This is a genomic window from Giesbergeria sinuosa (genome assembly GCF_042652905.1).
In the GTDB taxonomy this organism is placed as follows: Bacteria; Pseudomonadota; Gammaproteobacteria; order Burkholderiales; family Burkholderiaceae_C; genus Simplicispira; species Simplicispira sinuosa.
Genome location: NZ_JBHSHJ010000011.1, coordinates 44168 through 70131 on the forward strand (window position 1 = coordinate 44168; position 25964 = coordinate 70131).

Below are 25964 nucleotides of genomic sequence, written 5' to 3' on the forward strand. Positions count from 1 at the left end.
GTGTGCGCCACGGTGGGTGGTGCTCCAGTTCATGCCTCCTCTTGCCAGAAAGCTGTTTGCCATGCCGCGTGTGTCTCTCGCGATCCTTCCCGCCCTGCTGGCCGCCAGTGCCTTGCTGGCCGGTTGCTCCAGCACCACTGAAGACAAAACAGCGGGTTGGAGTACCGAACGCCTTTATGCCGAGGCCCGCGAGGAAGTCAGCAGCGGTGCTTATGACAAGGCCGTGCCCCTGCTCGAGAAACTGGAAGGCCGTGCCGCAGGCACTCCATTGGCCCAGCAGGCCCAGCTCGACAAAGCCCATGCCCAATACAAGGGGGGCGATAAAGCACAGGCGCTGGCTACGTTAGACCGCTTTTTGAAGCTGCACCCGGCCAGCCCTGCCGTAGATTACGCCCTCTACCTCAAAGGACTCGTTAATTTCAATGACGATCTGGGCCTGTTTTCTTGGGTAGCCAATCAGGATTTGTCGGAGCGTGACCAAAAGGCGGCCAAAGACTCCTTTGAAGCCTTTCGTGAGTTGAGCACGCGTTTTCCGGAGTCTCGCTATGCCCAAGACGCCCGCCAACGCATGACCTATATCGTCAATGCACTGGCCCAATACGAGGTGCATGTGGCGCGGTATTATTTTCAGCGTGGTGCCTACGTTGCGGCCATCAACCGGGCGCAGATCGCGCTGTCTGATTACCAAGGGGTGCCTGCCCAAGAAGAGGCACTCTATATCCTCATCCAGTCTTATGATGCCTTGGGCATGGCGCAATTGCGCGATGATGCTCGCCGGGTGTTGGATGCCAGCTACCCACAAAGCAACTATCTGAAGCATGGCATCCAGCAGCGTTCTTCCTCATGGTGGAAGCCTTGGTGAGCACCAGCGGCCTGTCCTCTTTTCGGTTTGGACATGTCTAAAGCATTTCGCATTACTGCATCCACCGGCATTCACAAAGGTGATCGTAGTTACCAGCAAGATCAGGTAGCTCTGCTGACGCATCCGCGTTACAACGGTTGCTTGTTGGGGGTATTGGCCGATGGCATGGGCGGGCGCAGTGGTGGCCGCAAAGCCTCGGATCAGGTGATGATGACGGCCCGCCAGCTGTTTGAACGCTATTCTCCCGACTACGACGATGGCCCCATCATGCTCAAAACCATGGTGGAAGAAGCGCATATTGTGATTCGCCTCACGGCTATTTCTTCTGAGGAAGAGCCCCACAGCACCATTGCCGCTTTTCTGATCAATCCTCGGGGGGATTGTTATTGGGTGCATGCGGGCGATTCTCGTATCTACCATTTTCGTGATGGTCAGATGGTGCATCGCACCATGGATCACTCTTATGTGCAGGCCTTGGTCGATCGTGGTGACTTGACGGAAGATGAAGCACAGGTGCATCCTCAGTCCAATATTTTGCTGGGTTGCCTGGGCACCGATGCCGATCCACCCATAGGCACGCACAGCATCCACCAGTTACGCCCCGGCGATGTGCTGATGGCTTGTAGCGATGGTGTTTGGCACTATTTTTCAGCCACCGAAATGGCGACAGTCGTGGAGTCCCTGACGCCGCGTGAAGCTACCGAGTTTTTGATTGAAAAAGCACGGATGCGTGGACGGGGCGGTGGCGACAATCTGTCGCTGGTGATCGTCAAGATTGAGGCGTTGGAGGTCGAGAAGAAGCCCTTGCGTTTGGGGATGCGGCCTGCACCTTAAAGCAGTGTGCTGAAAAACCAATTATTTGGGTGTGGGTAACGGTGCTGCTACAGGCAGCCCCCTTTGCGCACGCTCGGCCTGGGCTTGTTGTACACGTTGCTTGTGTTCTTGCGCAGCAGCCTGTTTTTCCCGTTGCTGTTGCTGCGCTTGTGCGGCCCGCAGTGCGGCTTCGTGTTGACGTGACTGGCGCTCGGCGCGGATGACGGCTAAGGGGGGAGTGGCTCTGCGGTTCTCTGGATGTGCCCGAGGGCGCTGTGCAGCCGTGGGCAACCGTGCCTCACCTGTAGGGCCATGTTCCCGCTGACGCATTTCGATACTTTGCAGGCGTTGCTCAGCCCGTTCACGCCGCTCCAGCAAGTCCAGTTGGTTCTGGCGTGTACGCAAAGTATCCTTGGCTTGGCGGCTCTTGCGCCGTTCGGCCCGCAAGCAATCTTCCACCGCAAAACGCCGCTGACAGGCAGCCTCAGCCGCCTTTAACGCAGCATCAAGCTGGGCACGTTCTTGGCGCAAGGTGGTGCGCTCATCGGTGGTTGGGGCCACAGTGGGGCTGGTCGTGGCCATCGATGGTGCTTGCTGGGCCATGCCATAGGCTGGGAGCAGCACCAGACAAGCCGCCAAGCTCAGGCGACGCAAGCCATGCAAGAGTGAGCGCATGCACATCAGGTCAATCCGGTATCGACCACCCGGCGCTCTAGTGCCAGGAACTCTTTGGACTGCATTTCATTGAGCCGAGACACCGTGCGCGGAAACTCGTGCGCCAGCGGCCCATCGGTATAGAGTTGCTCTGGTGGCACGGCAGCAGAAATCACCAACTTGACGCGGCGGTCGTACAGCACGTCCACCAACCACGTAAAGCGCCGTGCTGGCGAGGCCATGCTCACAGGCAGGTGTGGCACGTTGGACAGCAACACCGTATGAAACTGGTTGGCAAGCTCCAGATAATCGTTTTGTGAGCGTGGGCCACCGCACAACTCCCGAAAATCAAACCACACCACGCCACCCGCTTTGCGTCGGGCGCGCAACTCGCGTGCCTCAATGTGCAGCACAGGGTCTTCGTCGTGAATTTCTGCCAATTGGTTGAAAGTTTGCGTCATCTCCGCATCGGCTTGCTCCCCCAAGGGGCAGTGGTAGAGCTTGGCATTTTCCAGCGTGCGGCGGCGGTAGTCGGTGCCGTTGTCCACATTGATGACTTCCATGCGCTGGTTGAGCAGCGCAATGGCGGGCAAAATTCGATCACGATGCAGCCCGTTGGGATACAACCCGTCTGGCTCAAAATTGGAAGTGGTAACAAAACCCACGCCATTATCAAACAGCGCCACCAAAAGGCGGTGCAAAATCATGGCGTCGGTAATATCGGCCACATGGAACTCATCAAAGCAGATAAGTTTGTAACGCTTGGCTATGCGCGCTCCCAGCACATCCAACGGGTTTTGTGTGCCTTGCAATACCGCTAGTTCGCGGTGTACCTCGCGCATAAACTCATGAAAATGCAGGCGCACTTTGCGTTTGAGTGGTACGGCATTAAAAAAGCAATCCATCAGAAAGCTCTTGCCGCGCCCCACGCCACCGTACATGTAAACCCCCTGAGGAATGTCTGGACGGTTGATGAGTTTTTTGAGCGCATTAGAGCGGCGTGACTTATACACCGCCCACGCTTGGGCACAGCGATCTAAAGCCTGCACGGCACGCAGCTGGGCCGGATCACTCTGAAAGCCCTTGGCTACCAGTTCGGCCTCATAAGCCTGAAGAACGGAAACAGACAAACCAGCCTCCTTGCTCTCAAAAAAGAAAATCTCTGGCACCCACCAAGCAGGTGCCAGAGTTACAAAATGACCGAACTAACTGGGCAGGAAGGCTCAGAAGTTCAGTGTGCGCTTGTCCACGGCCAAGGCAGCTTCTTTGGTGGCTTCACTCAAAGAGGGGTGGGCATGGCAAATGCGGGCAATATCTTCGGCGCTGGCCTTGAATTCCATGGCGACCACCGCTTCGGAGATCAATTCGGAAGCCATAGGGCCCACGATATGAACACCCAAGATTTCGTCAGTGGTGGCGTCTGCCAAGAACTTGACCATGCCGGTGGTGTCACCCAAGGCACGGGCGCGGCCATTGGCCAAGAATGGGAAGGTGCCCGCCTTGTATTTCACGCCATCGGCCTTGAGCTGCTGCTCGGTACGGCCTACCCAGGCAATTTCGGGGCTGGTGTAGATCACCCAAGGAATGGTGCCGAAGTTGACATGCCCGTGCTGGCCCGCGATGCGCTCGGCCACGGCCACACCTTCTTCTTCGGCTTTGTGCGCCAGCATGGGGCCACGCACCACATCACCCACAGCCCAGACGCCGGGCAGATTGGTCTTGCAGTCGCCATCGACCACAATCGCACCGCGCTCGTCCAATTGCAGGCCCACCGCTTCGGCATTCAGGCCATTGGTGTTGGGCACACGACCAATCGATACGATCAGCTTGTCCACTTCCAGCGCCACTTCTTCGCCTTTGGCGTTGGTATAGGGCACGGTAACGCCCTTCTTGCCGGTTTTGATCTCGCCAACCTTGACGCCCAGCTCAATTTTCAGGCCTTGCTTGTCAAAAGCTTTCTTGGCTTCTTTGGCGATTTGTTCATCCACAGCGGCCAAGAAAGTGGGCAGACCTTCGAGAATAGTCACTTCTGCACCCAGACGGCGCCAGACGGAACCCATTTCCAGGCCAATCACACCCGAACCGATCAGGGCCAGCTTTTTCGGCACGGCACCGATACGCAGGGCGCCATCGTTGGACAGGATGTTTTCTTCGTCAAAGGGCAGGCCGGGCAAGGCACGGGCGTTGGAGCCGGTAGCCACAATGATTTGCTTGCCCACCAAGGTTTCGGGCTTGTCGCCGCCCACTTGGATTTCGTAACCGCCTTCGACGGCCTTGGCAAAAGAGCCACGACCGTGGAAGAAGCTGACCTTGTTCTTCTTGAACAGGTACAAGATGCCATCGTTGTTTTGCTTGACCACGTTGTCTTTGCGGGCCACCATTTTGGCCACGTCGATCTTCACATCCTTGGCGGTGATGCCGTGCTCAGCAAAGTGGTGGTTGGCGTGCTCAAAGTGTTCGGACGATTGCAGCAGTGCCTTGGATGGAATGCAACCTACGTTGGTGCAGGTGCCGCCGGGGGCTGGGCCACCCTTTTCGTTTTTCCATTCGTCGATACAAGCGACGTTAAAGCCCAGTTGGGCAGCACGGATGGCAGCAATATAACCACCGGGGCCCGCACCAATCACCACCACATCAAATGCTTTGCTCATAAAAATCTTTCTTTATCGGTTCAAAAAAACCCACCGATGGGCACCAGCACAGGCTGGGCCACATGGGTGGGTTGGTGGGTCAGGGCTTAGATGTCAAACAGCAGGCGCGAAGGGTCTTCCAGCGCCTCCTTCATGGCCACCAGACCCAGCACAGCCTCACGACCATCAATGATGCGGTGGTCGTAGGACATAGCCAGGTAGTTCATGGGACGAATCACGATTTGGCCGTTTTCGACCACAGCGCGATCCTTGGTAGCGTGAACACCCAAAATGGCCGATTGGGGTGGGTTGATGATGGGGGTAGACAGCATCGAACCGAAAGTGCCACCGTTGGAGATGGAGAAGGTACCACCGGTCATTTCTTCAATGCCCAGCTTGCCTTCAGCAGCCTTCTTGCCAAATTCGGCGATTTTCTTTTCGATTTCGGCAAAGCTCATTTGGTCGGCATTGCGCAAAATGGGCACCACCAAACCACGGGGCGAGCCGACAGCGATACCGATGTCGAAGTAACCGTGGTAGACGATGTCGTTGCCATCGACCGAGGCATTCAGCACGGGAAATTTCTTCAGTGCATGAACAGCCGCCTTGACGAAGAAGCTCATGAAGCCAATCTTGACGCCGTGTTCTTTGGTAAAGGCATCTTGGAACTTCTTGCGCATGTCCATCACTGGGGCCATGTTCACTTCGTTGAACGTGGTCAGAATGGCATTGGTCGACTGCGATTGCAACAGACGCTCGGCCACACGGGCGCGCAGGCGGCTCATGGGCACGCGCTGCTCGGGGCGGTCACCCAGATCTTGCTTGGACGAAGGGGCCGACACTTGGGGCAGTGCCTTGGTAGGTACGCCAGTGGGGATCACGGCGGCAGTGGATTGCACGCCACCAGCCACAGCGGCCAGCACATCACCTTTGGTGACACGGCCATCCTTGCCAGTGCCTGTGACAGCAGAGACAGACAGGTTGTTGTCGGCCAACAGCTTGGCTGCGGCGGGCATGGCCACGTCGCCCTTGTTGGCGGCAGCGGCAGCAGGGGCTGCTGCTGGAGCCGCAGCTGCGGGGGCCGCAGCAGGAGCGGCAGCACCAGCTTTGCCTTCGGTGTCGATCTTGGCGATCAGTTGCTCAGCGGTGACGGTAGCGCCGTCACCTTGGATGATTTCGGCCAGCACGCCAGCGGCAGGGGCGGGCACTTCCAGCACGACCTTGTCGGTCTCGATTTCGATCAGGATTTCATCGGCGGCTACGGCTTCACCGGCTTTTTTCTTCCAAGTCAGCATGGTGGCTTCGGCCACGGATTCGGACAGCTGTGGAACTTTGACTTCTACGATTGCCATTTCAATTCTTTCAAATACAGGGTTTTGTTCTGGAGGTGGGGCTTGGCCTTACTTGGGCAGGACAAAACCCTTGAGCTTGGCAAACGCGCCTTCGACCAGCGCCTTTTGCTGTTCTTGGTGCAGGTGCGAGTAGCCCACAGCAGGCGAAGCCGAAGCGGCACGACCGGAGTAGCCCAGCTTTTGACCTTCCCACATGTTTTCGTGGATGTTGTGCTGGATGAAGAACCAAGCCCCTTGGTTTTGTGGCTCGTCCTGGCACCACACGATGTCGGTGGCGTTGACAAACTTCTTCAGTTCGGCAGCAAAAGCCTTGTGTGGGAACGGATAGAGCTGTTCGACGCGGATGATGGCCACATCGGTCGCTTCCTTCTCGACACGCTTCTTCACCAAGTCGTAATACACCTTGCCAGAGCAGGCAATGACGCGCTTGACCTTGTCTGCCTTCTTGAGGATGGCTTCGTCTTGCTCGCCAATCACGGTTTGGAAGCTGCCCGAGGTGAACTCGCTCAGTGGCGATGTAGCATCCTTGTTGCGCAGCAGCGACTTGGGCGTGAAGATAACCAGCGGCTTGCGCAGGTCGCGCACCATTTGGCGACGCAGCACATGGAAGATCTGGCTGGCTGTGGTGGGCTGCACCAGCTGCATATTGGTGTCAGCGGCCAATTGCAGGAAACGCTCCACACGGGCCGAGCTGTGCTCTGGGCCTTGGCCTTCGTAGCCGTGCGGCAGCATCAAGGTCAGGCCATTGGCACGACCCCACTTCACTTCACCCGAGGCAATGAACTGGTCAATCACCACTTGGGCACCGTTGGCGAAGTCGCCAAACTGGCCTTCCCAGATCACCAGCGAGCTAGGATCGGAGCCAGCGTAGCCGTATTCAAAGCCCATCACTGCCTCTTCCGACAGGATAGAGTCGATGACGACGAAGGGGGCTTGGTTTTCGGCCACGTTTTGCAGGGGCACATAGGTGCCGGTATCCCACTTTTCGCGGTTTTGGTCGTGAATGACGGCGTGGCGGTGCGTGAAGGTGCCACGGCCGCAATCTTCGCCCGACAAGCGCACGGGGTAGCCGCTGGCCACCAGCGAGGCAAAGGCCATGTGTTCGCCCATGCCCCAGTCCACATTGATCTCGCCCCGACCCATCGCTGCGCGGTCGTCATAGACCTTCTTGACTAACGGGTGTGGTGTGACGGTGGCAGGCAGGGTGGTGAGCTTTTCGGACAGGCGTTTCCACTCGGTCAGTGGGATGCCGGTTTCGCCAGCATCTGTCCACTTTTTGCCAACGAATGGCGACCAGTCAATGGCGTACTTGCTCTTGAAGTTGGTCAGCACGGGATCTACTGTGTGCTTGCCCGCATCCATTGCAGCGCGGTAAGCCTTGACCATATCGTCGCCCAGCGAGTCGCCCAAACCTTGTGCCGCCAGTTTGTCGGCATACAGCTTGCGTGTACCAGGGTGCTGACTGATCTTTTTGTACATCAGTGGCTGGGTGAGCGCAGGGGTGTCTTGCTCGTTGTGGCCCAGTTTGCGGAAGCAGATGATGTCCACCACGATGTCTTTGCGGAACTCCATGCGGAATTCGAGCGCCAACTGCATGGCCAAAACCACGGCTTCTGGATCATCGCCATTGACGTGCAGCACGGGCGACTCAATCATCTTGACGATGTCGGTGCAATACAGCGTCGAGCGCATGTCGCGGGGGTCGGAGGTGGTGAACCCGATCTGGTTGTTGATGATCAGGTGTACCGTGCCACCCGTGCTGTAGCCACGGGTTTCAGACAGAGCCAAGGTTTCTTGGTTGACGCCTTGACCACCAAAGGCCGCATCACCGTGTACCAGCACTGGCAGCACTTGGCTGCCTTTGGGGTCGCCACGGCGGTCCATACGGGCGCGCACCGAGCCTTCCACCACAGGGTTGACGATCTCAAGGTGTGATGGGTTGAAGGCCAGCGACAAATGCACTGGGCCGCCCGCTGTGGCGACATCAGAGCTGAAGCCTTGGTGGTACTTGACGTCACCGGCAGGTAGGTCTTCGGGGGCGGTGTGGTCGAATTCGGCAAACAGATCCTTGGGCATTTTGCCCAAGGTATTGACCAGCACGTTCAGGCGGCCACGGTGTGCCATGCCAATGACGATTTCTTGTACGCCCTTGGCACCAGCTTGTTGGATCAGTTCATCCATCGCTGCAATGAAGCTCTCGCCCCCTTCGAGCGAGAAACGCTTTTGACCCACGTACTTGGTGTGCAGATAACGCTCTAGGCCTTCGGCTGCTGTCAGACGGTCGAGGATGTGCTTCTTTTTGTCTGCATTGAACTGGGGTTTGCTGCGGATGCTTTCGAGTTTTTGCTGCCACCAACGTTTTTGGTTTTGGTCGGTGGTGTGCATGAACTCGGCACCAATGGTGCCGCAGTAGGTTTGGCGCAGCGCATTGATCAACTCGCGCAGCGGCATAGAGTCTTTGCCGAAGAACGTGTTGCTGGTGTTGAACACGGTTTCTTGGTCGGCATCACTGAAACCGTAGAACGATGGCTCCAGTTCGGGGATGGCGGGACGCTCGGTGCGCTTGAGGGGATCAAGGTCTGCCCAACGCTGGCCGACATTGCGGTAAGCGGCGATGAGCTGTTGCACGGCGGTGCGCTTGCGACCCATTTCGGCATCTGCGCTGGCCAACACCACCTTGGTACCACCTTGCTTTGCACGCTCGGCAAAGGCATTGATGACAGGCAGGTGCGGAACGTCTTTGGCGTTGGTGCCATCTACAGCGGGTACATGCTGCAGTGCATCGAAATAGTCGCGCCAAGTGTCAGGCACGCTGCCTGGGTTGGCGAGATAGTTCTCATACATCTCTTCAACATAAGGCGCATTGCCGCCGAAGAGATAGGTGTTGCCTTGGTAGGCTTGATAGACTGATGTCTGATCGCTCATATTTTCCGCTGACCTCAGCTTTCCTTTGGAAAGCATTAGCTGGTTTAAGAAACCTTCCGCGACACGGCTGAACCGATTGGCGGATGCGACTGTGGCTGGGAAGGGCCTGTTCACCCGAGATTGTGCCACCGAAAATCCATCTCTGCGTGCTAGGAGTTTCCCTTGTCGCTTACATTGGGTCTGTTAATTGACCCCTTGCACCCGCCATGAATTCCCCTTCGTCACCGAACAAAGCCTTTTTGTTGCTGCTGATTTGTGTCTCGCTGGCTTTCTTGGCCATTCTGTGGCCTTTTTACGATGCCATTTTCTGGGGTGTGGTGCTGGCTATTTTGTTTGCGCCATTGCACCGGCGTTTGTTGCAGCGTTTGCCCATGCATCCCAACCTGGCGGCCTTGATCATGGTGGGCTTGTGTCTGATGGTGGTGATTTTGCCCATGACATTGCTGGGTCTGTCGCTCGTGCAGGAAGCCACGCACATTTATGAACGGTTGCGCTCTGGGCAACTCAATCTGGGACTGTATTTTCAGCAAATCATTGCAGCCTTGCCCGCATGGGCGGTGGAGTTGCTGGCTCGGCTGGAGTTGACCAGCATGGAGGCGGTACAACACAAGCTGTCTTCGGTGGCGGTGCAGGCCAGTCAATTTGTGGCGACCAGGGCACTCAACATTGGGCAGAACACATTTCAGTTCTTGGTCAGTTTGGGCATCATGCTCTATTTGCTGTTTTTTCTGTTGCGCGATGGTGCTGCGTTGGTTGCCCGTTTGCGCGATGCGGTGCCGCTTGATGAGGCGCACAAGAACCATCTTGGGGCCAAATTCACGACAGTCATCCGTGCTACGGTCAAAGGCAATGTGTTGGTCGCCGCTTCCCAAGGGATGTTGGGGGGCTTTATTTTTGCTGTGTTGGGTATTCAGGGCGCTTTGCTCTGGGGGGTATTGATGGCCTTCTTGTCTTTGCTGCCTGCGGTAGGGGCGGGGCTGATTTGGGGGCCGGTGGCTATTTATTTCTTAGCCACTGGGGCGGTAGGGCAGGCACTTATCCTCACCGGGTTTGGTGTGGGCGTGATTGGGCTGGTAGATAACCTGCTGCGCCCGATTTTGGTGGGCAAAGACACCAAGATGCCCGACTATGTAGTGCTGATTTCTACTTTGGGCGGCATGGCCTTGTTGGGTCTCAATGGCTTTGTGATTGGCCCCGTGATTGCTGCACTGTTCATGGCTACTTGGGATATTTTTGCGGTGGAAAAAAGCCGCCCACCCCAATAACCAAGGCGTTGTTCACTCAGGCGCTGTAGCCTGTGCTTCATGGGGCGTGGTGGCGGGCGGCAGGTGTGGCTCCAGTTGCCCAATCGGCATAGGCTTGCTGAACAGATAACCTTGGTAAGCAGAGCAGCCTTGTGCACGCAAAAAGGCTTGTTGTTCTCTGGTTTCTACGCCTTCAGCGATCACTTCGAGCCGCAAAGCGCGGCCCATCGCAATGATGGTCTGCACAATCACGGCGTCATCGCTGTCGGTCGTGATGTCGCGTACAAAGGATTGTTCTATCTTGAGCTGATCCAGTGGCAAACGCTTGAGGTATTGCAAGGATGAATAGCCCGTGCCAAAGTCGTCCATAGAGAAACGCACCCCCAATGCCCGCAGGGTCAGCATTTTGGAGATGGTTGCTTCAACGTTTTCCAACACCAGGCTTTCGGTGAGTTCGAGCTTTAGGCTTTGTGCTGGTGCGCCCGTGCTGGCCAGCACGGCCCGCACCTGTTCAACAAAATCACGCTGGCGAAATTGTCGGGCGCTGACGTTGACGGCAATACTCAGGTGCGCGCGTTCGGGTTGGCTGGCCCATTGACTGAGCTGTCGGCAGGCAGTCTCTAGCACCCAATGGCCGATGGGAAGGATGAGATCAGACTCTTCAGCCAGCGGAATGAATTGTGCTGGTGAGACCATGCCTTTGTCGGGATGAATCCAGCGTACCAAGGCTTCGACACCCTGCACGCGATCTTGCTCATCTACCTGCAATTGGTAAAACAAGCAAAGTTGCTGTTGCTCGACTGCCAGACGCAAATCGGTTTCTAGGCTCACCTTGGCCTCAAGGTGGGCTTGGATTTGCGGGTCATAGAAGCGATAGGTATTGCGCCCTTCGTTCTTGGCCCGGTACATGGCTGCCTCGGCTTGCTTGAGCAGGGCGTCAAGGCTTTGGCGTTCGGCATCAAACAAGGTGATACCAATGCTGGCGGTGATGAAGTAGGTTTGTCCTTCCAGCAAGATGGGCTGTGCCAAGCTCTGGGCGCATTCCACCACGATCTGTTCTACCTCGCTGGCGGCTTGTTGGGGCAGTGGGTTCAAGGCGGCCAGCACAAAACCAAATTTGTCACCACTCAGACGTGCCACAGTGTCATTGGCACGCACGGTCTGTGCCAAACGCTGGGCCACTTGCTGCAGTAGTTGATCGCCAATGCTGTGACCACGGGCATCGTTGATGCGTTTGAACCCGTCAAGATCCAGGAGCATCACTGCACCACGCTGATCGCTGCGTGCGCAGCCATCCAGTGCTAGTTTGAGCCGCTCCATGAGCATGCGTCGGTTGGGCAGTTGGCTCAGGGTGTCGTAAAAAGCCAGTTGGTGTGCCGTGGCTTCTGCTTGGCGTTGGCGCTCAATGGCATTGCGAAATGCCAGTACCGCCCCAGCCAAGCGGCCCAACTCACCTTGGCCCTGTTTGTGCAGAGCCTCCACGCGCGGTAGCGGAATTTCTGTGTTTTGGTTGCCAGCCAGGGTGTGCAGTGCATCGGCAAGATCCAGCATGGACTGGCTGGCCCGCCGTGCCAGCCAGTAAGCGATGCCCAGCAGCATGAGCAAGGCGGCTATACCAAGCGCCAATACCTGCTTGGCCTGTCTGATAAAGGTCTGCGCTTGCATGGCATTGCGCTCTTGTGACCGCTGCGCCAGCAAGACGCCAATGCTGCTGGCAAAGATGGAAAAATCACGGAAGTGTTGGCGCCCTTGTTCCATGAAGTCACGCGCCACAGAGGGGTCTACGGCCAAGGCGTCGGTAGACATGATGATAAAGCGCCGATACGACTCAAATTCCTGTTTCAGCCCTTTGGCACTGCCGTGGTTGGCATCCACCACCAGTGCAGAGCTGGTGAGTTGCTCTATGTGCTGGCCCAGAGTGTCGAGGTCATTGACGATGGCACTGTGCATGCGGTAGAGCTGTAACTCGTTCAGCGTACCGTTTTGCGCACCATTGAGTGCCGTAGCTACTCTTTTTTGAATCAGGCCGATGTCGCGTGCAAACCCAGCCGCATCTGCCATGACTTGCAGATCGTTGTGTTGCGCGGTATTGGCAATCTCAAATTGCTGGCGCATGCTGGTCAAGGAGCCGTAAAGCACCAACAGTGCTACCAGCCCTATCAACACCATTGGCCCCAGCAAAAAAAGCTGTAGTCGGCGGCCTGTGTTCATGGCGTTTCCAGTTGTGAGAGCAATTGAGGCCAGTGGCTTGGTTCAATACTGGCAATGTATTCAAAACCGGGGTGTGCGCTACCACCCAGGGGCCGAAAAAGTATCAGGGTGGCTTCGGGGGGCAGGTAGTCCATCAGCTCGGCAATGTTGGGGCCGTGGGCCACCACCACACGATTGTGACCGGCGGTGGATACCTTGCGCGACAGCCAGTGTCGAGTGCGGGCCACAGCAGGTTTTTTTTCCGCCTCTGGCATGGTGGCGGTGTAGCGCAGTTCGGGGTCTATCTGTACCGATGCACCAAAGACACGGCGGGCACTTTCCACGGCTCGGCAAAACGGGCTGCTGATGAGCTCGTTGTAAGGCAGGCGCAATCGGCTGATAAAACCCTTGATCTGGTCGAGTTGGGTGCGTCCTGCATCGGTGAGTGGACGTTGGCTCTGACAGTCATCCAGCTTGACGGGGATTTGATCAGGAATGCGCGCATCGGTAGCGCCGTGGCGCATGTACAGCACCAGACCCCCACGGCGCAACAGTTGCACATGGCTTTTATTGGCCGGTATTACTCGGAAATGGGCAGGAGGCGGGATGGGCACATCGGCAGCGACAGCCCCACCGCTGGTCAGTAACAGGGCAGTCAAGACCCCGAACCAAATCCTGCACCGAGGGCTGGATAGGTGTCTTGTGCTCGTGTTGTCCATGAATGTTCCTTGTACTGGCGCCTGTGGGGTCTGTTGCAGTGCAAAGTGTACCGAAGGCAGGGGGGCATTGAGGCAATGCCTTCTTCAGGGTGGGCGCAGGGCGCTATCGATGGCAAATGTCCTGCAACTTGCAGGGGTTCAGGTTCAATGCGTGGCCTGCTTCGGTACACTGCGGCGAGCCCCGGCACTGTGGTGTACCGGTTCGGTTTTCTGGCCAACTTGTTTTCAAGGAGTAAGCACAATGGGTCTGTTTGATATGTTCAAGAGCGATTCGGGCGACAAAATGACGCCCCACCTGGCTTTTGCCACCAGCCTGATCTACATGATGTCTGCTGATGGTGAGATTGACCACGAAGAAATCGGTCATTTGTTGTCGGTGCTGGGCGGTGCCGATCAGGGCAATGGCACTGTGGGTGTGGGTGCGCAAAATCAGGCACTGCTCGATAGCGCGGTCAAGTACCGCCGCAAGAATTCGGTCGATACCTTCTTGCAAGAGGCCGCACCACTGTTGAGCGATGCACAAAAAATGTGCATTTTGGTTAACCTGATCGACTCTTCGTTGGTAGATGGTCAGCCCGAGCCCGAAGAGCAGGCATTGTTTGGCAAATTCCTGCAGGCTTTTAGCGTCTCGGAGGCGCGTTTCCGCCCCTTCTTTGAAATCATCGTGCTCAAAAACGATCGTACGGTGTTTACCAACCAGAACCACCCCAAGAACGACCCAAGCTACCAAGTCAAGTTGTCGTTGCCGTCCTGAGCGGCAGGATAAGGCTGCCTATTCGGGCAGCCCCAGTCTCTTGCACAACGCCCTGTCTTGTACCCGTGAAAGGCTATGAGTCAGGGCGTTGGTCATGGCCGAGCCTAGGATAATGCCGTCTTATGGCCATGTTTGCGGAAGGCATCCTGAAACTTCACTGGGATCAATCGGTACCAGTCAATCTAGCGCGTATTGCCCGGCGTATGGATATTGCTGTGCGCCTGAGCGATACCCTGCAAGCCTGTGCGCAACTCGACATCAGTGTGCAGAACAAGGCATGTATCACCATTGGCAAGCAGCAAAGTGTGCTGCGCCAGCGGTATGGGGTGGCCCATGCTATAGGGCATGTGGCTTTGCACCATTTGCGTCCGGGACATCAGCGCCTGATAGATGTGTCCGACAACTTTGGCGTGGATGCCAATAATCGCAGCGAAACCGAGGCCAATCAGTTTGCCTTGGCGTTGCTGATGCCTGCGCAGGCGCTACAGCAGCGGGTGCAGGAGCTGCGCATGGCGCAGTGGGAGGATTTGGCACCGTTATTTGAGGTGCCCCCAATTTTGGTCAAACAACGCATGGCCGATCTGAATCTGCACTTTAACCGTCCACTGGCCTTGCAGCGTGTGCCTTGGGATGGCGGCGAATAACTACCATTGGCCTTGGTTGGGCAAGCGTTGGCGGATGGCTGCTTGCAATAGGGTGATGCTGTCAGGGCGTTGTGCGCGTGCCGCAAAGTCCACTGCCCGCAGTCCCAGTTGGTTTTTTAGCAAGGGGTCTGCGCCCTCATCGAGCAACAGTTGCAAGACAGCCATGCTGCCGTACTGCGCTGCCATCATCAACGGCGTGGTGCCATTGGGCGAGGCCGCATCAATATAGGCATGGTGCTCTAGCAGCAGTGCCACCATTTGCTCCTGTGCTGGTTGGTCTTTGGAGGCTGCGTAGTGCAAGGGCGTCCAGCCGGTCTTGTTCACATCTGCACCACGGGCAATGAGCAGGTGTGCGGGTTCCAAATAGCCTTTCAGGGCTGCCATCATCAGGGGGCTCTCGCCGTGGGCATTACGCACTTCCACATTCACCCGGGGGGCATTGACCAAGGCTTGAAATGCATGCAATGAGCCCAGTTGTAACGCCAGCACCAGACCGGTTTGGCCTTTGTCGTTGCTGGTGTTGGGGTCCATGCCTCGGCGCAACAGGGTTTGCAAACCCTGACCGTCATCACGGTGAATAGCCACAAAGAAGTCATCGTGCGCGCCCGCTTGCACGTTGAGGGCGACGGTGGCGCAGAGGCTGGTAGATAGAAAAGAGCGGCGATTCATGTGCCGACCCCAGCAAACAAGGTTTCAAAATTACGGCTGCTGGCTTGGGCCACTGCTTCCAGGGGCAGGTTTTTGGTCGTGGCAATCTGTTGGGCTACCAGAGGTACGTAGGCAGGGGTATTGACCTTACCACGGTAGGGCACTGGGGCCAGATAGGGGCTGTCGGTTTCGATCAAGAGGCGATCCAGTGGCACCATGGCCACCACATCGCGCAGGGCTTGCGCACTTTTGAAGGTGATGATGCCGGAGAATGAGAGGTAGTAGCCCAAGTCCAGTGCTGCGCGGGCCACCTCGATGGACTCGGTAAAGCAGTGGAATACGCCGCCGGCACGATTGTGGTGGCCGTCTTCGCCTTCTTCACGCAGGATGGCTAAGGTATCGTCAGCAGCACTACGGGTGTGGATGATCAGTGGTTTGCCGCAGGCACGGGCAGCCCGGATATGGGTGCGAAAGCGTTCACGCTGCCATTGCAAATCGGCAATGCTGCGCCCGCCTTTGCGATCTTCCATGCCGTAGTAGTCGAGTCCGGTCTCGCCAATAGCGACCACGCGGGGCAAAGCAGCATGGGCCAGCAGCTCTTGTTCGGAGGGCTCATGCACTCCCTCGTTGTCGGGATGCACACCAACGGTACACCAGAAGTTGTGGTATTGGGTGGCAAGGGCGTGAACTGCCGGAAACTCCTCCATCGTGGTGCAGATGCACAAGGCACGATCCACTTGTGCTTGGGTCATGGCTTCGCGGATGGCGGGCAACTGGCTGCTGAGTTCAGGAAAGTTGAGATGACAATGGGAATCGATAAACATGGACAGTCTGGGATGCAAAAAGAAAATGCCGACCAGCACTGTGCAGGTCGGCACCAAAGGCAGAGCGGGGTTAGATGGTTTGTGTGGGTTTGTCAGACCCTAGGGCCGTACCAAGGATGGATTCAATTTTGGCCTTGAGTTGGCGGGCCTTCTCATCTTTGGGAAACTGAACCCCCACGCCTTGGATGCGGTTGCCACCGGCACGGGCGGGCGTGACCCAAGCCACCCGACCAGCCACGGGGTAGCGTTGGGTATCTTCGGGCAGGGTGAGTAGCACATAGACATCATCGCCCAGTCGGTATTCGCGTGGGGTGGGCACAAAAATCCCTCCCTCGGCAAAAAACGGAATGTAAGCCGCATGCAGTGCCGCTTTTTCCTTGATGGCCAATTGCATGACGCTGGGGCGGGGCGCGGTAGAAGGGCTACTGGTCAGCATGGTAGGGCAAGGGGCTTCAAACAGTGGATGGGCGTGAGTTTAGAACGTTTCGCGCTTGTGCGGCCAAGGCTTCGAGCATGAGGCCGGTGTTAAAGGGATGCTCTGCTGTGCGCGCAGCTTGCATTAGCATTTTGCTCCATTGGGTGAGCGCAGCCAATGGCGGGGCTACGGGCAGATCTGCTGCGGCAAAGTAGCGCGGCGGTGCCCCCACAGACAATGCCAGCAGGTCGTGGCAGAGTTTTTGTAATGCTGTAATGGCTTGCACAGGCGTGTAGCTGCTCAGGGCATGGGCCTGACCACGCAGCAGTGCCTGCGGCAATTGCGCCCAGCTGTGTGGGCTGTGGTTGGCATGGGCCAAGGCCAAAGCATCGTCGGGGCGGTCACCCGCCATGCGTAGCAAGGCCGTGCCCGTGTCGGGTGGCACGCCTTGCTGCCCCAGCCATTGCAGCATTTGCTCCTGCTGGGGCCACGTCATGGTGTGCCCCAGACAACGGCTGCGGATGGTGGGCAATAACTGGTGGGCTGCTTCACTGGCCAGTACAAAGCGCACATCGCCGGGGGGCTCTTCCAGCGTCTTGAGCAGCGCATTGGCGGTGATGGTGTTCATCTGCTCGGCGGGGTACACCAACACGGCCTTGCCCCGGTTGCGGGCACTGGTGCGTTGGGCAAACTCCACCGCCTCGCGCATGGCCTCCACCCGGATTTCTCGGCTGGGTTTGCGTTTTTTATCGTCGATCTCTGCCTGGGCCTTTTCTGGCAGCGGCCAGCCACGGGCCAGCAATTCGGTTTCGGGCATCAGCACACACAAGTCGGCATGGGTATGTACGTCGATGGCATGGCAACTGCCACAGTGCCCACAGGCACCTTGGCTGCTGGGGGTATCGCACAGCCAAGCCCGTACCAACTCTTGTGCCAAAGCAAATTGACCTAGCCCAGATGGTCCTTGTAACAGCCACGCATGGCCGCGCTGGGCAAGTAGGGCATCACGCTGGGCCGAAATCCACGGTGCCAACGGTGATTGGGCCTGGCCCGCCTCCGGCAGGCTCATGGCTGTGCCTCATCCAGCCAGCCCCGGCAGACCAAGGCAGCCAGCAGCTGCCGCCAGACAGCCGTTGGCGTTTGGGCTGCATCTAAGCGTACAAAACGATGCGGGTCTTGTGCGGCACGGTCGGCATAACCTTGGGCTACCCGCGCAAAGAAATCTTGGTTGAGTGCTTCAAAGCGGTCTGGCTGGCGGGCATCCACCAAACGGGCGGCGGCCACTGCTGGGGGCAGATCAAACCAGAGCGTGACATCGGGCTGGCGGATCGTGCTGTCGGGCAGATCGGGCTGGGCCTGCACCCACTGCTCCAGCAGTGCCAAGATGGTGGGACTAAAGCCCCGTCCGGCACCTTGGTAAGCAAAGGTGGCATCGGTAAAGCGGTCGCACAACACCACCTCGCCGCGTGCCAAAGCGGGTTCAATCACGCAACGGAGATGGTCTCGGCGGGCCGCAAATACCAGCAGAACTTCAGTCAAGGCATCCATCTCGTCGTGTAACAACAAGGTGCGCAGCTTTTCTGCCAGTGCTGTTCCGCCGGGCTCGCGTGTGACGGTGACAACATGGCCTTGGGCGCGCAACGCTTTTGCCAAGGGCGCAATGTGCGAGGATTTGCCTGCGCCGTCAATGCCTTCAAAAGAGATAAAAAAGCCAGAAGCCATGCAACAAAAATCCTGGGAATAAAAAGGCACCAGAGGCCGTTAGCGGCCCCGCTGGTAGCGGTTGACGGCGCGGTTGTGCTCGTCCAATGAAGCACTGAAGTGGCTGCTGCCATCGCCCTTGGCAACAAAATAGAGCGCCTTGGTGGCTTCAGGCTGTACAGCGGCCATCAATGCAGCCTTGCCGGGCATGGCAATGGGTGTGGGAGGAAGGCCAGCGCGGGTGTAGGTATTCCAAGGGGTGTCGGTTTGCAGGTCTTTTTTGCGCAGGTTGCCATCAAACTTTTCGCCCAGACCGTAAATCACGGTAGGGTCTGTTTGCAGCAGCATACCGATGCGCAGGCGGTTGACAAACACCCCGGCAATTTGTGGTCGGTCGCTGGCGCGGCCGGTTTCTTTTTCGACAATGCTGGCCAAAATCAGTGCCTGCTGTGGCGATTGCAGGGGTGTGTCGCTGGCACGCTGCGCCCAGACGGCTTCCAGATGACGATCCATAGCGTGCAAAGCCCGGCGCAGCAAAGCCAGGTCGCTGCTGCCCTTGGCGTAGGTGTAGGTGTCTGGAAAGAATCGCCCCTCTGGTGGCAGGCCGGGTCGGCCCAAGCGTTCCATCAAGGCCTCGTCGCTCAAGCTGGCGCTGTCGTGGCGCAGTCCTTCTTCTTTGGTCAGGGCCGCACGCACTTGGCGCCAACTCCAGCCTTCCACCAACGTCAGGGTTTGCAGTGATTCTTCGCCGCGGGCTAGCTTTTGCAACAGGCTGTAAGGTGTGGTGCCACGTTCCAGCTCATAGTTGCCCGCCTTGATTTGCCGGTCTTGCCCAGACAGCCGAAACCACCAATACAGTAGTCGGGCATCGGTGCGCACACCAGCAGCCACCACTTCTTGCGCCACACCGCGTGGTGTGGTGCCATGCTCGATTTCGAGTTCTAGGGGGCTGTGCCGCAATTCAAGCGGTTGGTACAGCCACCACGCTGCGGCTGCGCACAAGGCCAGAACCAGCAGCAACAACCATGTCAGCAAACGAGCCACAAATCTGTGCCCTGTAGAAAAAACAACCGCCCATCATAATTCAGCACATGACCTCTCACCTGAATGGAATCACCCCTCTCAGTCACCTGGGCGTCATTCGCGCCCAAGGTGATGATGCCGTCAAGTTTCTGCACGGCCAATTGACCAACGATTTTGCCCTCTTGGGTATGGAGCAGGCCCGCCTTACGGCCTTTTTGTCGGCCCAAGGCCGTATGCAGGCCAGTTTGATTGGTTTCAAACGCAGCGCCACCGAGGTGCTGTTGGTATGCAGCCGTGATTTGCTGGCCCCTACCCTCAAGCGCCTGAGCATGTTTGTGCTGCGGGCCAAAGCCAAGCTGAGCGATGCATCGGAAGAATTTGCCTTGTATGGTGTGGCCGGAGCCAGTGTGGCTGCGCTGGCAGGTGGCGTACAAGCACCTTGGGGCAAGATGGACCAAGGCGATAGCAGTTGGATACACCTCTATCCTGCCGAAGATCAGCCCCGTGCGTTGCTGGTAGCGCCTGCTGGCACACCCGCTCCAATAGGCCCAGCGTTGGCCCCCGATTTGTGGGCTTGGGGTGAAGTGCGCAGTGGCATTGCGACCCTGAGTGCGCCTTTGGTGGATAAGTTTGTGCCACAAATGCTCAATTACGAATCGGTGGGCGGCGTCAATTTCAAGAAAGGCTGCTACCCCGGCCAAGAAGTAGTGGCACGTAGCCAGTTTCGGGGCACACTCAAACGCCGGGCCTATTTGGCCCATGCAGCGGCAGAGATGGCCGTGGGCGCCGAGGTGTTTGTGGCCAGTGATACCGAGCAGCCTTGTGGCATTGTGGTGCAGGCTGCCCCAGCCCCCACAGGTGGCTGGGATGCGCTGGTATCGCTGCAAGTGGCTGCAGCAGCCCAAGGGGGCTTGCAAGTGGGCGTCAGCGATGGCACGGCATTGGCCTTACAGCCCTTGCCTTACACGCTGGCCCAAGAAATCTGAGCTTGTACCCAAAGGCAAAAAGCCGCTCCAACTGGAGCGGCTTTTTTTAAAGAAACAACGGCAATCAGCCTGCAATCACCTTGGCGATGGCTTGGCAGACGTAGTCGATATTCTTGCTGTTGAGCGCGGCCACGCAAATACGACCAGTATCGGTGCCATACACACCAAACTCGCTGCGTAGGCGCACCATTTGGTCTTTGCTCAGGCCGGAGTAACTGAACATACCGATTTGCTGGGTCATGAACGACATGTCTTGCTGCACACCAGCTGCTTTGAGGCCATCGACCAATGTTTGGCGCATGGCTTTGATGCGCACGCGCATTTCACCCAGTTCCTTTTCCCACAGGGCACGAAGTTCGGGGTTGCCCAGCACGGCTGCCACCACAGCACCGCCGTGGGTGGGTGGGTTGGAGTAGTTGGTGCGAATGACGATCTTGAGTTGGCTCAGCACGCGACCGGCCTCTTCTTTGCTGTCGCACAGCACGCTCAGGCCACCCACGCGCTCGCCGTACAGGCTGAAGCTCTTAGAGAACGAAGTCGAGACAAAGAAGGACAGGCCAGCTGCCACAAACTTCTGGATGACAGCACCATCTTCGGCAATGCCGTGGCCAAAGCCTTGATAAGCCATGTCTAGGAAGGCGGTCAGGCCACGGGCCTTGACCACTTCCACCACCTGATCCCACTGGGCCGAAGTGATGTCGTAGCCGGTGGGGTTGTGGCAGCAGGCGTGCAACACAATGATGGTGCCGGGGGCTGCGGCATTCAGGCTGGCGAGCATGCCGTCAAAGTTGACGCCACGTTTGTCTGCATCGTAGTAGGCATAGGTGTCGACCACGAAACCCGCGTTGGTGAACAGCGCACGGTGGTTTTCCCAGCTAGGGTCGGAGATCAGCACCTTGGCATCGGGGCTGATCTTTTTCAGGAAGTCGGCGCCGATTTTCAGGCCGCCTGTACCGCCGATAGCTTGCACGGTAGCTACACGGCCCGATGTCACAGGCTCGCTGTCGGCACCAAACACCAAGCCTTTGACGGCGTTGTCATAGGCCACGATACCGTCAATGGGCAGATAGCCACGGGCTGTGGGCTTGTCCATCAGGGCTTTTTCAGCCGCTTGTACGCATTGCAGCAGTGGCAGCTTGCCGTTGTCGTCGAAATACACGCCCACACCCAGATTGACCTTGTTGGGGTTGGTGTCGGCGTTGAATTGCTCATTCAGACCCAGGATAGGGTCGCGGGGGGCCATTTCGACGGCGGAGAACAGAGACATGGAACGTTCCTGTGGAGGGGTGAACAAACGCCGGATTCTACTGTGGGTCGCCACAAAACGGCTATGACACTCCGATAGGGCAGGTGTTTGTGCTGCATCTATCTGCCCTGTGCAAGCAGGGCCGCGTTGCCAGCCCGCAGAATGCGCTACGAACCGTTTGAGGATTTTTTGAATGTCAGGTCTCCAAGGCTCCTTTGTTAGCTTCACCGGCTCTCCCTTTGCGCTCTACCAACCCTATCCCCCTGCGGGTGACCAGCCCAGCGCCATTGCCCAATTGGTAGAAGGCGTACAAGATGGCGAGGTCTTTCAAACCCTGCTGGGTGTGACTGGCTCGGGCAAAACCTTCACGATAGCCAACGTCATTGCCCAACTGGGGCGACCGGCCATTGTCTTTGCACCCAATAAAACGCTGGCCGCGCAGTTGTACAGCGAGTTTCGTGAGTTCTTCCCCAAGAACGCCGTCGAATACTTTGTCAGCTATTACGACTACTACCAGCCCGAGGCGTATGTGCCGCAGCGTGATTTGTTTATTGAGAAAGACAGCGCGATCAATGAGCATATTGAGCAGATGCGTCTGTCTTGCACCAAAAGTCTGTTGGAGCGGCGTGATGTGGTGATTGTGGCAACGGTGTCGGCCATCTATGGCATTGGCAACCCTGAGAGCTACCACCGCATGGTCATGACGCTGCGGGTGGGCGACACATTGGGCCAGCGCGATGCCATTGCCCAACTGGTGCGTATGCAGTACCAGCGCAACGATATGGATTTTGCGCGGGGCAACTTTCGGGTACGGGGCGACACGATTGACGTGTTTCCTGCCGAGCACTCTGAATTGGCCTTGCGTATAGAGCTGTTTGACGACCAAATCGACAGCCTGCAACTGTTTGACCCGCTCACCGGACGGGTGCGCCAAAGCATCCCGCGCTTTACCGTCTATCCGGGCAGCCACTACGTCACGCCACGCGATCAGGTCTTGCTGGCCATAGAAGCCATCAAAACCGAACTGGCCGAGCGTTTGCAGCAACTGCAACAAGACGGCAAACTGGTAGAAGCACAGCGGCTAGAGCAGCGCACCCGCTTTGATTTGGAAATGCTCAGCGAAGTGGGCCACTGCAAAGGCATTGAGAACTACTCGCGCCACCTGTCGGGTACAGCGGCGGGCGAGCCGCCCAGCACCCTGACGGATTATTTGCCTAAAGATGCGCTGATGTTTCTGGATGAGAGTCACCAGATGGTTGGCCAGTTGGGGGCCATGTACAACGGCGACCGCTCACGCAAGACCACACTGGTTGAATACGGTTTTCGGCTCCCCAGTGCTTTGGACAACCGCCCACTCAAGCTGGAAGAGTTTGAACAACGGATGCGGCAAGTGATTTTTGTCTCTGCCACCCCGGCAGAGTATGAAAAAACCCATGCCAGCAAAGTGGTAGAACAACTGGTGCGCCCTACCGGGTTGGTCGACCCCGAAGTGCAAGTGCGTCCGGCCAGCAGCCAAGTCGATGATGTGCTGCAAGAAATCCGCCTGCGTGTAGAGCGTCAAGAGCGCGTATTGATTACCACCCTGACCAAGCGCATGGCCGAGCAGCTCACCGACTACTTGAGCGACAACGGCGTGCAGGTACGTTACCTGCACAGCGACATTGACACTGTGGAGCGGGTTGAAATCATCCGTGACCTGCGTTTAGGCACTTTTGATGTGTTGGTGGGCATCAACTTGCTGCGCGAGGGGCTGGACATCCCTGAGGTGTCTTTGGTGGCTATTTTGGATGCCGACAAAGAAGGGTTTCTGCGCTCTGAGCGCAGTTTGATTCAAACCATAGGCCGCGCTGCCCGCAATTTGCATGGCAAAGCCATCTTGTATGCCGACCGCACCACCGCCTCGATGAAAAAAGCCATCGATGAAACGGAACGCCGACGCGCAAAACAACTCCAACACAATGCGATGCAGGGAATTACGCCGCGCAGCATTGTCAAGCAGGTGAAAGACCTGATTGACGGGGTGTATAGCGAAAAATCGGGTAAAGAAGCCGAAAAATTGGCAAAAACCGCACTGGAACGTGCCAAAGTGGAATCTATGTCACCCAAGGCGGTGGCCCAAGAAATCAAGCGATTGGAAAAGCTGATGCTGGGTCATGCCAAAAATCTGGAGTTTGAGCAAGCGGCACGGGTGCGTGACCAATTGACCCACCTCAAAAATCAGGCATTTGGTGGCCCCGGTGACGATGCAGAACCTTGAGTTGCGCGGTAAGTGTTGCCTGTACGCCTCGTAGATGACCACCAACTTACTTATCCGACAAATTTAATGGGAATTGTGCTATACTGGGGCGAAACACTCAACAACTACCCCGATGAAAGCGTCTTGCAGCCATTGCAAGGCGATGGGGATGAAACGGTGTCCAGTGCGCGATCCGCTACGAGGGCTGTTTCATGAACCCACAAGCGAAAAAGGAGCTTGCCATGCGTCTTACCACCAAAGGCCGTTTTGCGGTCACTGCCATGATTGATCTGGCCTTGCGTCAAAACAACGGCCCCGTTACTTTGGCTGCCATCAGCCAGCGCCAGCGCATCCCCCTGTCGTATCTGGAGCAACTCTTTGGCAAGCTGCGCCGCCATGAGCTGGTGGAGTCCACCCGTGGCCCCGGTGGCGGCTACACCTTGGCCCGCAAGGCCACAGAGATCACTGTGGCCGATATCATCGTGTCGGTAGATGAGCCCATTGATTCCACTCAATGCGGTGGCAAAGAAAATTGCTTGGGTGAGTCGGGCCGCTGCATGACCCATGATTTGTGGTCGGCACTCAACCAGCGCATGGTGGAGTTTTTGGACGCCGTCACGCTGCAAAAGTTGGTGGACGATCAGGTGGCTAAGGGCGTACAGGTTGAGGAAAAGCCTGCTGTGCGCCGTGCCATATCCACCACGCCAGTGGTCAAGCCTATTCGTGTCAATGCGCCCAACTCGGTGTTTGCGCTGGGCAACGCTTTCGCCAAGTCCTGATTGATTGCTGGATGCGCAAGCTGGCCCACAGGGGTCGGCTTGGTTTCGCCTGTATTTTCTTCTTTGCCAGCCTGAACCTTCATTGAGCCAGCCATGGACATGACCCCGCACTTTCCCATTTACATGGACTACGGCGCTACTACGCCCGTCGATCCGCGCGTTGTAGACGCCATGATTCCTTGGTTGCGTGAGCATTTTGGCAACCCTGCTTCCCGCAGCCACGCTTGGGGCTGGGAAGCTGAGGCCGCTGTCGAAAAAGCCCGCGAGCAGGTCGCAGCCCTTATCCATGCCGACCCGCGTGAAATCGTCTGGACAAGCGGTGCCACCGAATCGAACAATCTGGCGATCAAGGGGGCGGCCCAGTTCTATAAGGGCAAGGGCAAGCACCTGATTACGGTCAAGACCGAGCACAAGGCAGTGCTGGATGTGATGCGCGAGTTGGAGCGCCAAGGTTTTGAAGTCACCTATTTGGATGTGCAAGAGAACGGCCTGGTGGATTTTGAAGCCCTGAAGGCTGCCATCCGTCCCGACACCATCCTCATCAGCGTGATGTTCGTGAACAACGAAATTGGGGTCATCCAAGACATTCCGGCCATTGGTGCCCTGTGCCGCGAAAAAGGCATCATCTTCCACGTCGATGCAGCCCAAGCCACAGGCAAAGTCGAGATCGACCTGCAAACGCTGCCCGTCGATTTGATGAGCTTGGCCTCGCACAAAACCTATGGCCCCAAGGGCATCGGTGCCCTGTATGTGCGCCGTAAACCCCGCGTGCGCTTAGAGGCACAAATGCACGGGGGCGGCCACGAGCGTGGTATGCGTTCGGGCACTTTGCCCACGCACCAATGTGTGGGCATGGGCGAGGCCTTCCGCATTGCCAAAGAAGAAATGGCCCAAGACGCGGCCAAGGCCCAAGCGTTACAACAGCGCCTGCTCAAGGGCTTGCAAGACATCGAACAGGTATTCATCAATGGCGATTTAGAGCGCCGTGTGCCACACAACCTGAACATCAGCTTCAACTATGTTGAAGGCGAATCGCTCATCATGGGCATCAAGGGGCTGGCGGTCTCGTCTGGCTCGGCCTGCACCTCGGCCAGCTTGGAGCCCAGCTATGTGTTGCGCGCCTTGGGCCGCAGCGATGAGCTGGCCCATAGCAGCTTGCGCATGACCTTGGGCCGCTTTACTACCGAAGCAGAAATCGATTACGCCATCGACACCATTCGCGTTAACGTAGCCCGGCTACGCGAACTCAGCCCCTTGTGGGATATGTACAAAGACGGCATTGATCTCTCGACGATCCAATGGGCCGCGCACTAATCAAG

23 protein-coding genes are annotated in these 25964 nt (G+C 57.3%); 9 read left to right on the plus strand and 14 right to left on the minus strand.

Annotated elements, in window-relative coordinates:
• Nucleotides 1–61: 61 nt before the first annotated feature.
• Nucleotides 62–862, plus strand: a complete 801-nt coding sequence (locus ACFO6X_RS12675; protein ID WP_382433599.1) for an outer membrane protein assembly factor BamD — start codon at nt 62–64, stop codon at nt 860–862.
• Between the two features lie 33 nt (nt 863–895).
• A complete protein-coding gene (locus ACFO6X_RS12680) occupies nt 896–1696 on the plus strand; it encodes a PP2C family protein-serine/threonine phosphatase (protein ID WP_382433601.1) in 801 nt (266 codons plus the stop codon).
• A gap of 21 nt (nt 1697–1717) precedes the next feature.
• Here the strand turns inward: ACFO6X_RS12680 and ACFO6X_RS12685 are convergent, their stop codons facing one another.
• The 5 genes from ACFO6X_RS12685 to ACFO6X_RS12705 all read right to left on the minus strand — a co-directional run bounded on the left by ACFO6X_RS12685 (nt 1718) and on the right by ACFO6X_RS12705 (nt 9236).
• Entirely contained in the window at nt 1718–2350 is a 633-nt protein-coding gene (locus ACFO6X_RS12685) for a hypothetical protein (protein WP_382433603.1), read from the minus strand.
• A gap of 5 nt (nt 2351–2355) precedes the next feature.
• The gene (gene zapE, locus ACFO6X_RS12690) at nt 2356–3459 is read right to left on the minus strand and encodes a cell division protein ZapE (protein ID WP_382433605.1); all 1104 of its coding nucleotides are present in this window, start codon (nt 3457–3459) and stop codon (nt 2356–2358) included.
• A 93-nt stretch (nt 3460–3552) separates the two neighbouring features.
• On the minus strand, nt 3553–4980 hold the full coding sequence (gene lpdA, locus ACFO6X_RS12695) for a dihydrolipoyl dehydrogenase (protein ID WP_382433607.1): 1428 nt from the start codon (nt 4978–4980) through the stop codon (nt 3553–3555).
• Nucleotides 4981–5066: 86 nt separating this feature from the next.
• Nucleotides 5067–6311 carry a 2-oxoglutarate dehydrogenase complex dihydrolipoyllysine-residue succinyltransferase gene (gene odhB, locus ACFO6X_RS12700; protein ID WP_382433609.1) on the minus strand — a complete coding sequence of 415 codons (1245 nt, stop codon included), beginning with the start codon at nt 6309–6311 and terminating at the stop codon, nt 5067–5069.
• A gap of 48 nt (nt 6312–6359) precedes the next feature.
• Complete coding sequence (locus ACFO6X_RS12705; protein ID WP_382433611.1) at nt 6360–9236, minus strand: 2-oxoglutarate dehydrogenase E1 component; 2877 nt, start codon at nt 9234–9236, stop codon at nt 6360–6362.
• A 206-nt stretch (nt 9237–9442) separates the two neighbouring features.
• Between ACFO6X_RS12705 and ACFO6X_RS12710 the strand changes: the two genes are divergently transcribed.
• The gene (locus ACFO6X_RS12710; protein WP_382433613.1) at nt 9443–10501 is read left to right on the plus strand and encodes an AI-2E family transporter; all 1059 of its coding nucleotides are present in this window, start codon (nt 9443–9445) and stop codon (nt 10499–10501) included.
• A 12-nt stretch (nt 10502–10513) separates the two neighbouring features.
• On the opposite strand, the gene ACFO6X_RS12715 is transcribed toward ACFO6X_RS12710, so the two are convergent.
• Both ACFO6X_RS12715 and ACFO6X_RS12720 read right to left on the minus strand, forming a co-directional pair.
• On the minus strand, nt 10514–12691 hold the full coding sequence (locus tag ACFO6X_RS12715) for an EAL domain-containing protein (protein ID WP_382433615.1): 2178 nt from the start codon (nt 12689–12691) through the stop codon (nt 10514–10516).
• Nucleotides 12688–13329 (minus strand): histidine phosphatase family protein, encoded by a 642-nt coding sequence (locus ACFO6X_RS12720; RefSeq protein WP_382433617.1) that lies wholly within the window; start codon nt 13327–13329, stop codon nt 12688–12690. The genes ACFO6X_RS12715 and ACFO6X_RS12720 overlap by 4 nt, the downstream gene beginning before the upstream one ends.
• 301 nt (nt 13330–13630) lie before the next feature.
• Here ACFO6X_RS12720 and ACFO6X_RS12725 point away from each other — a divergent pair, with 301 nt between their 5' ends.
• Both ACFO6X_RS12725 and ACFO6X_RS12730 read left to right on the plus strand, forming a co-directional pair.
• A complete protein-coding gene (locus ACFO6X_RS12725; protein WP_382433619.1) occupies nt 13631–14143 on the plus strand; it encodes a tellurite resistance TerB family protein in 513 nt (170 codons plus the stop codon).
• A 122-nt stretch (nt 14144–14265) separates the two neighbouring features.
• On the plus strand, nt 14266–14787 hold the full coding sequence (locus tag ACFO6X_RS12730; RefSeq protein WP_382433621.1) for an ImmA/IrrE family metallo-endopeptidase: 522 nt from the start codon (nt 14266–14268) through the stop codon (nt 14785–14787).
• On the opposite strand, the gene ACFO6X_RS12735 is transcribed toward ACFO6X_RS12730, so the two are convergent.
• From ACFO6X_RS12735 to mltG, 6 genes are all read right to left on the minus strand, one after another.
• On the minus strand, nt 14788–15456 hold the full coding sequence (locus ACFO6X_RS12735) for an ankyrin repeat domain-containing protein (RefSeq protein ID WP_382433623.1): 669 nt from the start codon (nt 15454–15456) through the stop codon (nt 14788–14790).
• Nucleotides 15453–16259, minus strand: a complete 807-nt coding sequence (locus ACFO6X_RS12740; RefSeq protein ID WP_382433625.1) for a TatD family hydrolase — start codon at nt 16257–16259, stop codon at nt 15453–15455. The genes ACFO6X_RS12735 and ACFO6X_RS12740 overlap by 4 nt, the downstream gene beginning before the upstream one ends.
• Before the next feature lie 70 nt (nt 16260–16329).
• Complete coding sequence (locus ACFO6X_RS12745; RefSeq protein ID WP_382433627.1) at nt 16330–16695, minus strand: PilZ domain-containing protein; 366 nt, start codon at nt 16693–16695, stop codon at nt 16330–16332.
• Nucleotides 16696–16711: 16 nt separating this feature from the next.
• Nucleotides 16712–17743 (minus strand): DNA polymerase III subunit delta', encoded by a 1032-nt coding sequence (locus ACFO6X_RS12750; protein WP_382433629.1) that lies wholly within the window; start codon nt 17741–17743, stop codon nt 16712–16714.
• The gene (gene tmk, locus ACFO6X_RS12755) at nt 17740–18396 is read right to left on the minus strand and encodes a dTMP kinase (RefSeq protein ID WP_382433631.1); all 657 of its coding nucleotides are present in this window, start codon (nt 18394–18396) and stop codon (nt 17740–17742) included. The genes ACFO6X_RS12750 and tmk overlap by 4 nt, the downstream gene beginning before the upstream one ends.
• A gap of 39 nt (nt 18397–18435) precedes the next feature.
• On the minus strand, nt 18436–19419 hold the full coding sequence (mltG, locus tag ACFO6X_RS12760) for an endolytic transglycosylase MltG (RefSeq protein ID WP_382433633.1): 984 nt from the start codon (nt 19417–19419) through the stop codon (nt 18436–18438).
• 47 nt (nt 19420–19466) lie between these two features.
• Between mltG and ygfZ the strand changes: the two genes are divergently transcribed.
• The gene (gene ygfZ / locus ACFO6X_RS12765) at nt 19467–20384 is read left to right on the plus strand and encodes a CAF17-like 4Fe-4S cluster assembly/insertion protein YgfZ (protein WP_382433635.1); all 918 of its coding nucleotides are present in this window, start codon (nt 19467–19469) and stop codon (nt 20382–20384) included.
• A 64-nt stretch (nt 20385–20448) separates the two neighbouring features.
• Here the strand turns inward: ygfZ and ACFO6X_RS12770 are convergent, their stop codons facing one another.
• On the minus strand, nt 20449–21651 hold the full coding sequence (locus ACFO6X_RS12770; RefSeq protein ID WP_382433637.1) for an amino acid aminotransferase: 1203 nt from the start codon (nt 21649–21651) through the stop codon (nt 20449–20451).
• 172 nt (nt 21652–21823) lie between these two features.
• On the opposite strand from ACFO6X_RS12770, the gene uvrB reads away from it, so the two are divergent.
• From uvrB to ACFO6X_RS12785, 3 genes are all read left to right on the plus strand, one after another.
• A complete protein-coding gene (gene uvrB / locus ACFO6X_RS12775; protein ID WP_382433639.1) occupies nt 21824–23887 on the plus strand; it encodes an excinuclease ABC subunit UvrB in 2064 nt (687 codons plus the stop codon).
• Nucleotides 23888–24108: 221 nt separating this feature from the next.
• Complete coding sequence (locus tag ACFO6X_RS12780) at nt 24109–24645, plus strand: Fe-S cluster assembly transcription factor (protein ID WP_382433641.1); 537 nt, start codon at nt 24109–24111, stop codon at nt 24643–24645.
• 93 nt (nt 24646–24738) lie between these two features.
• Nucleotides 24739–25959, plus strand: a complete 1221-nt coding sequence (locus ACFO6X_RS12785; RefSeq protein ID WP_382433643.1) for an IscS subfamily cysteine desulfurase — start codon at nt 24739–24741, stop codon at nt 25957–25959.
• Nucleotides 25960–25964 lie beyond the last annotated feature (5 nt).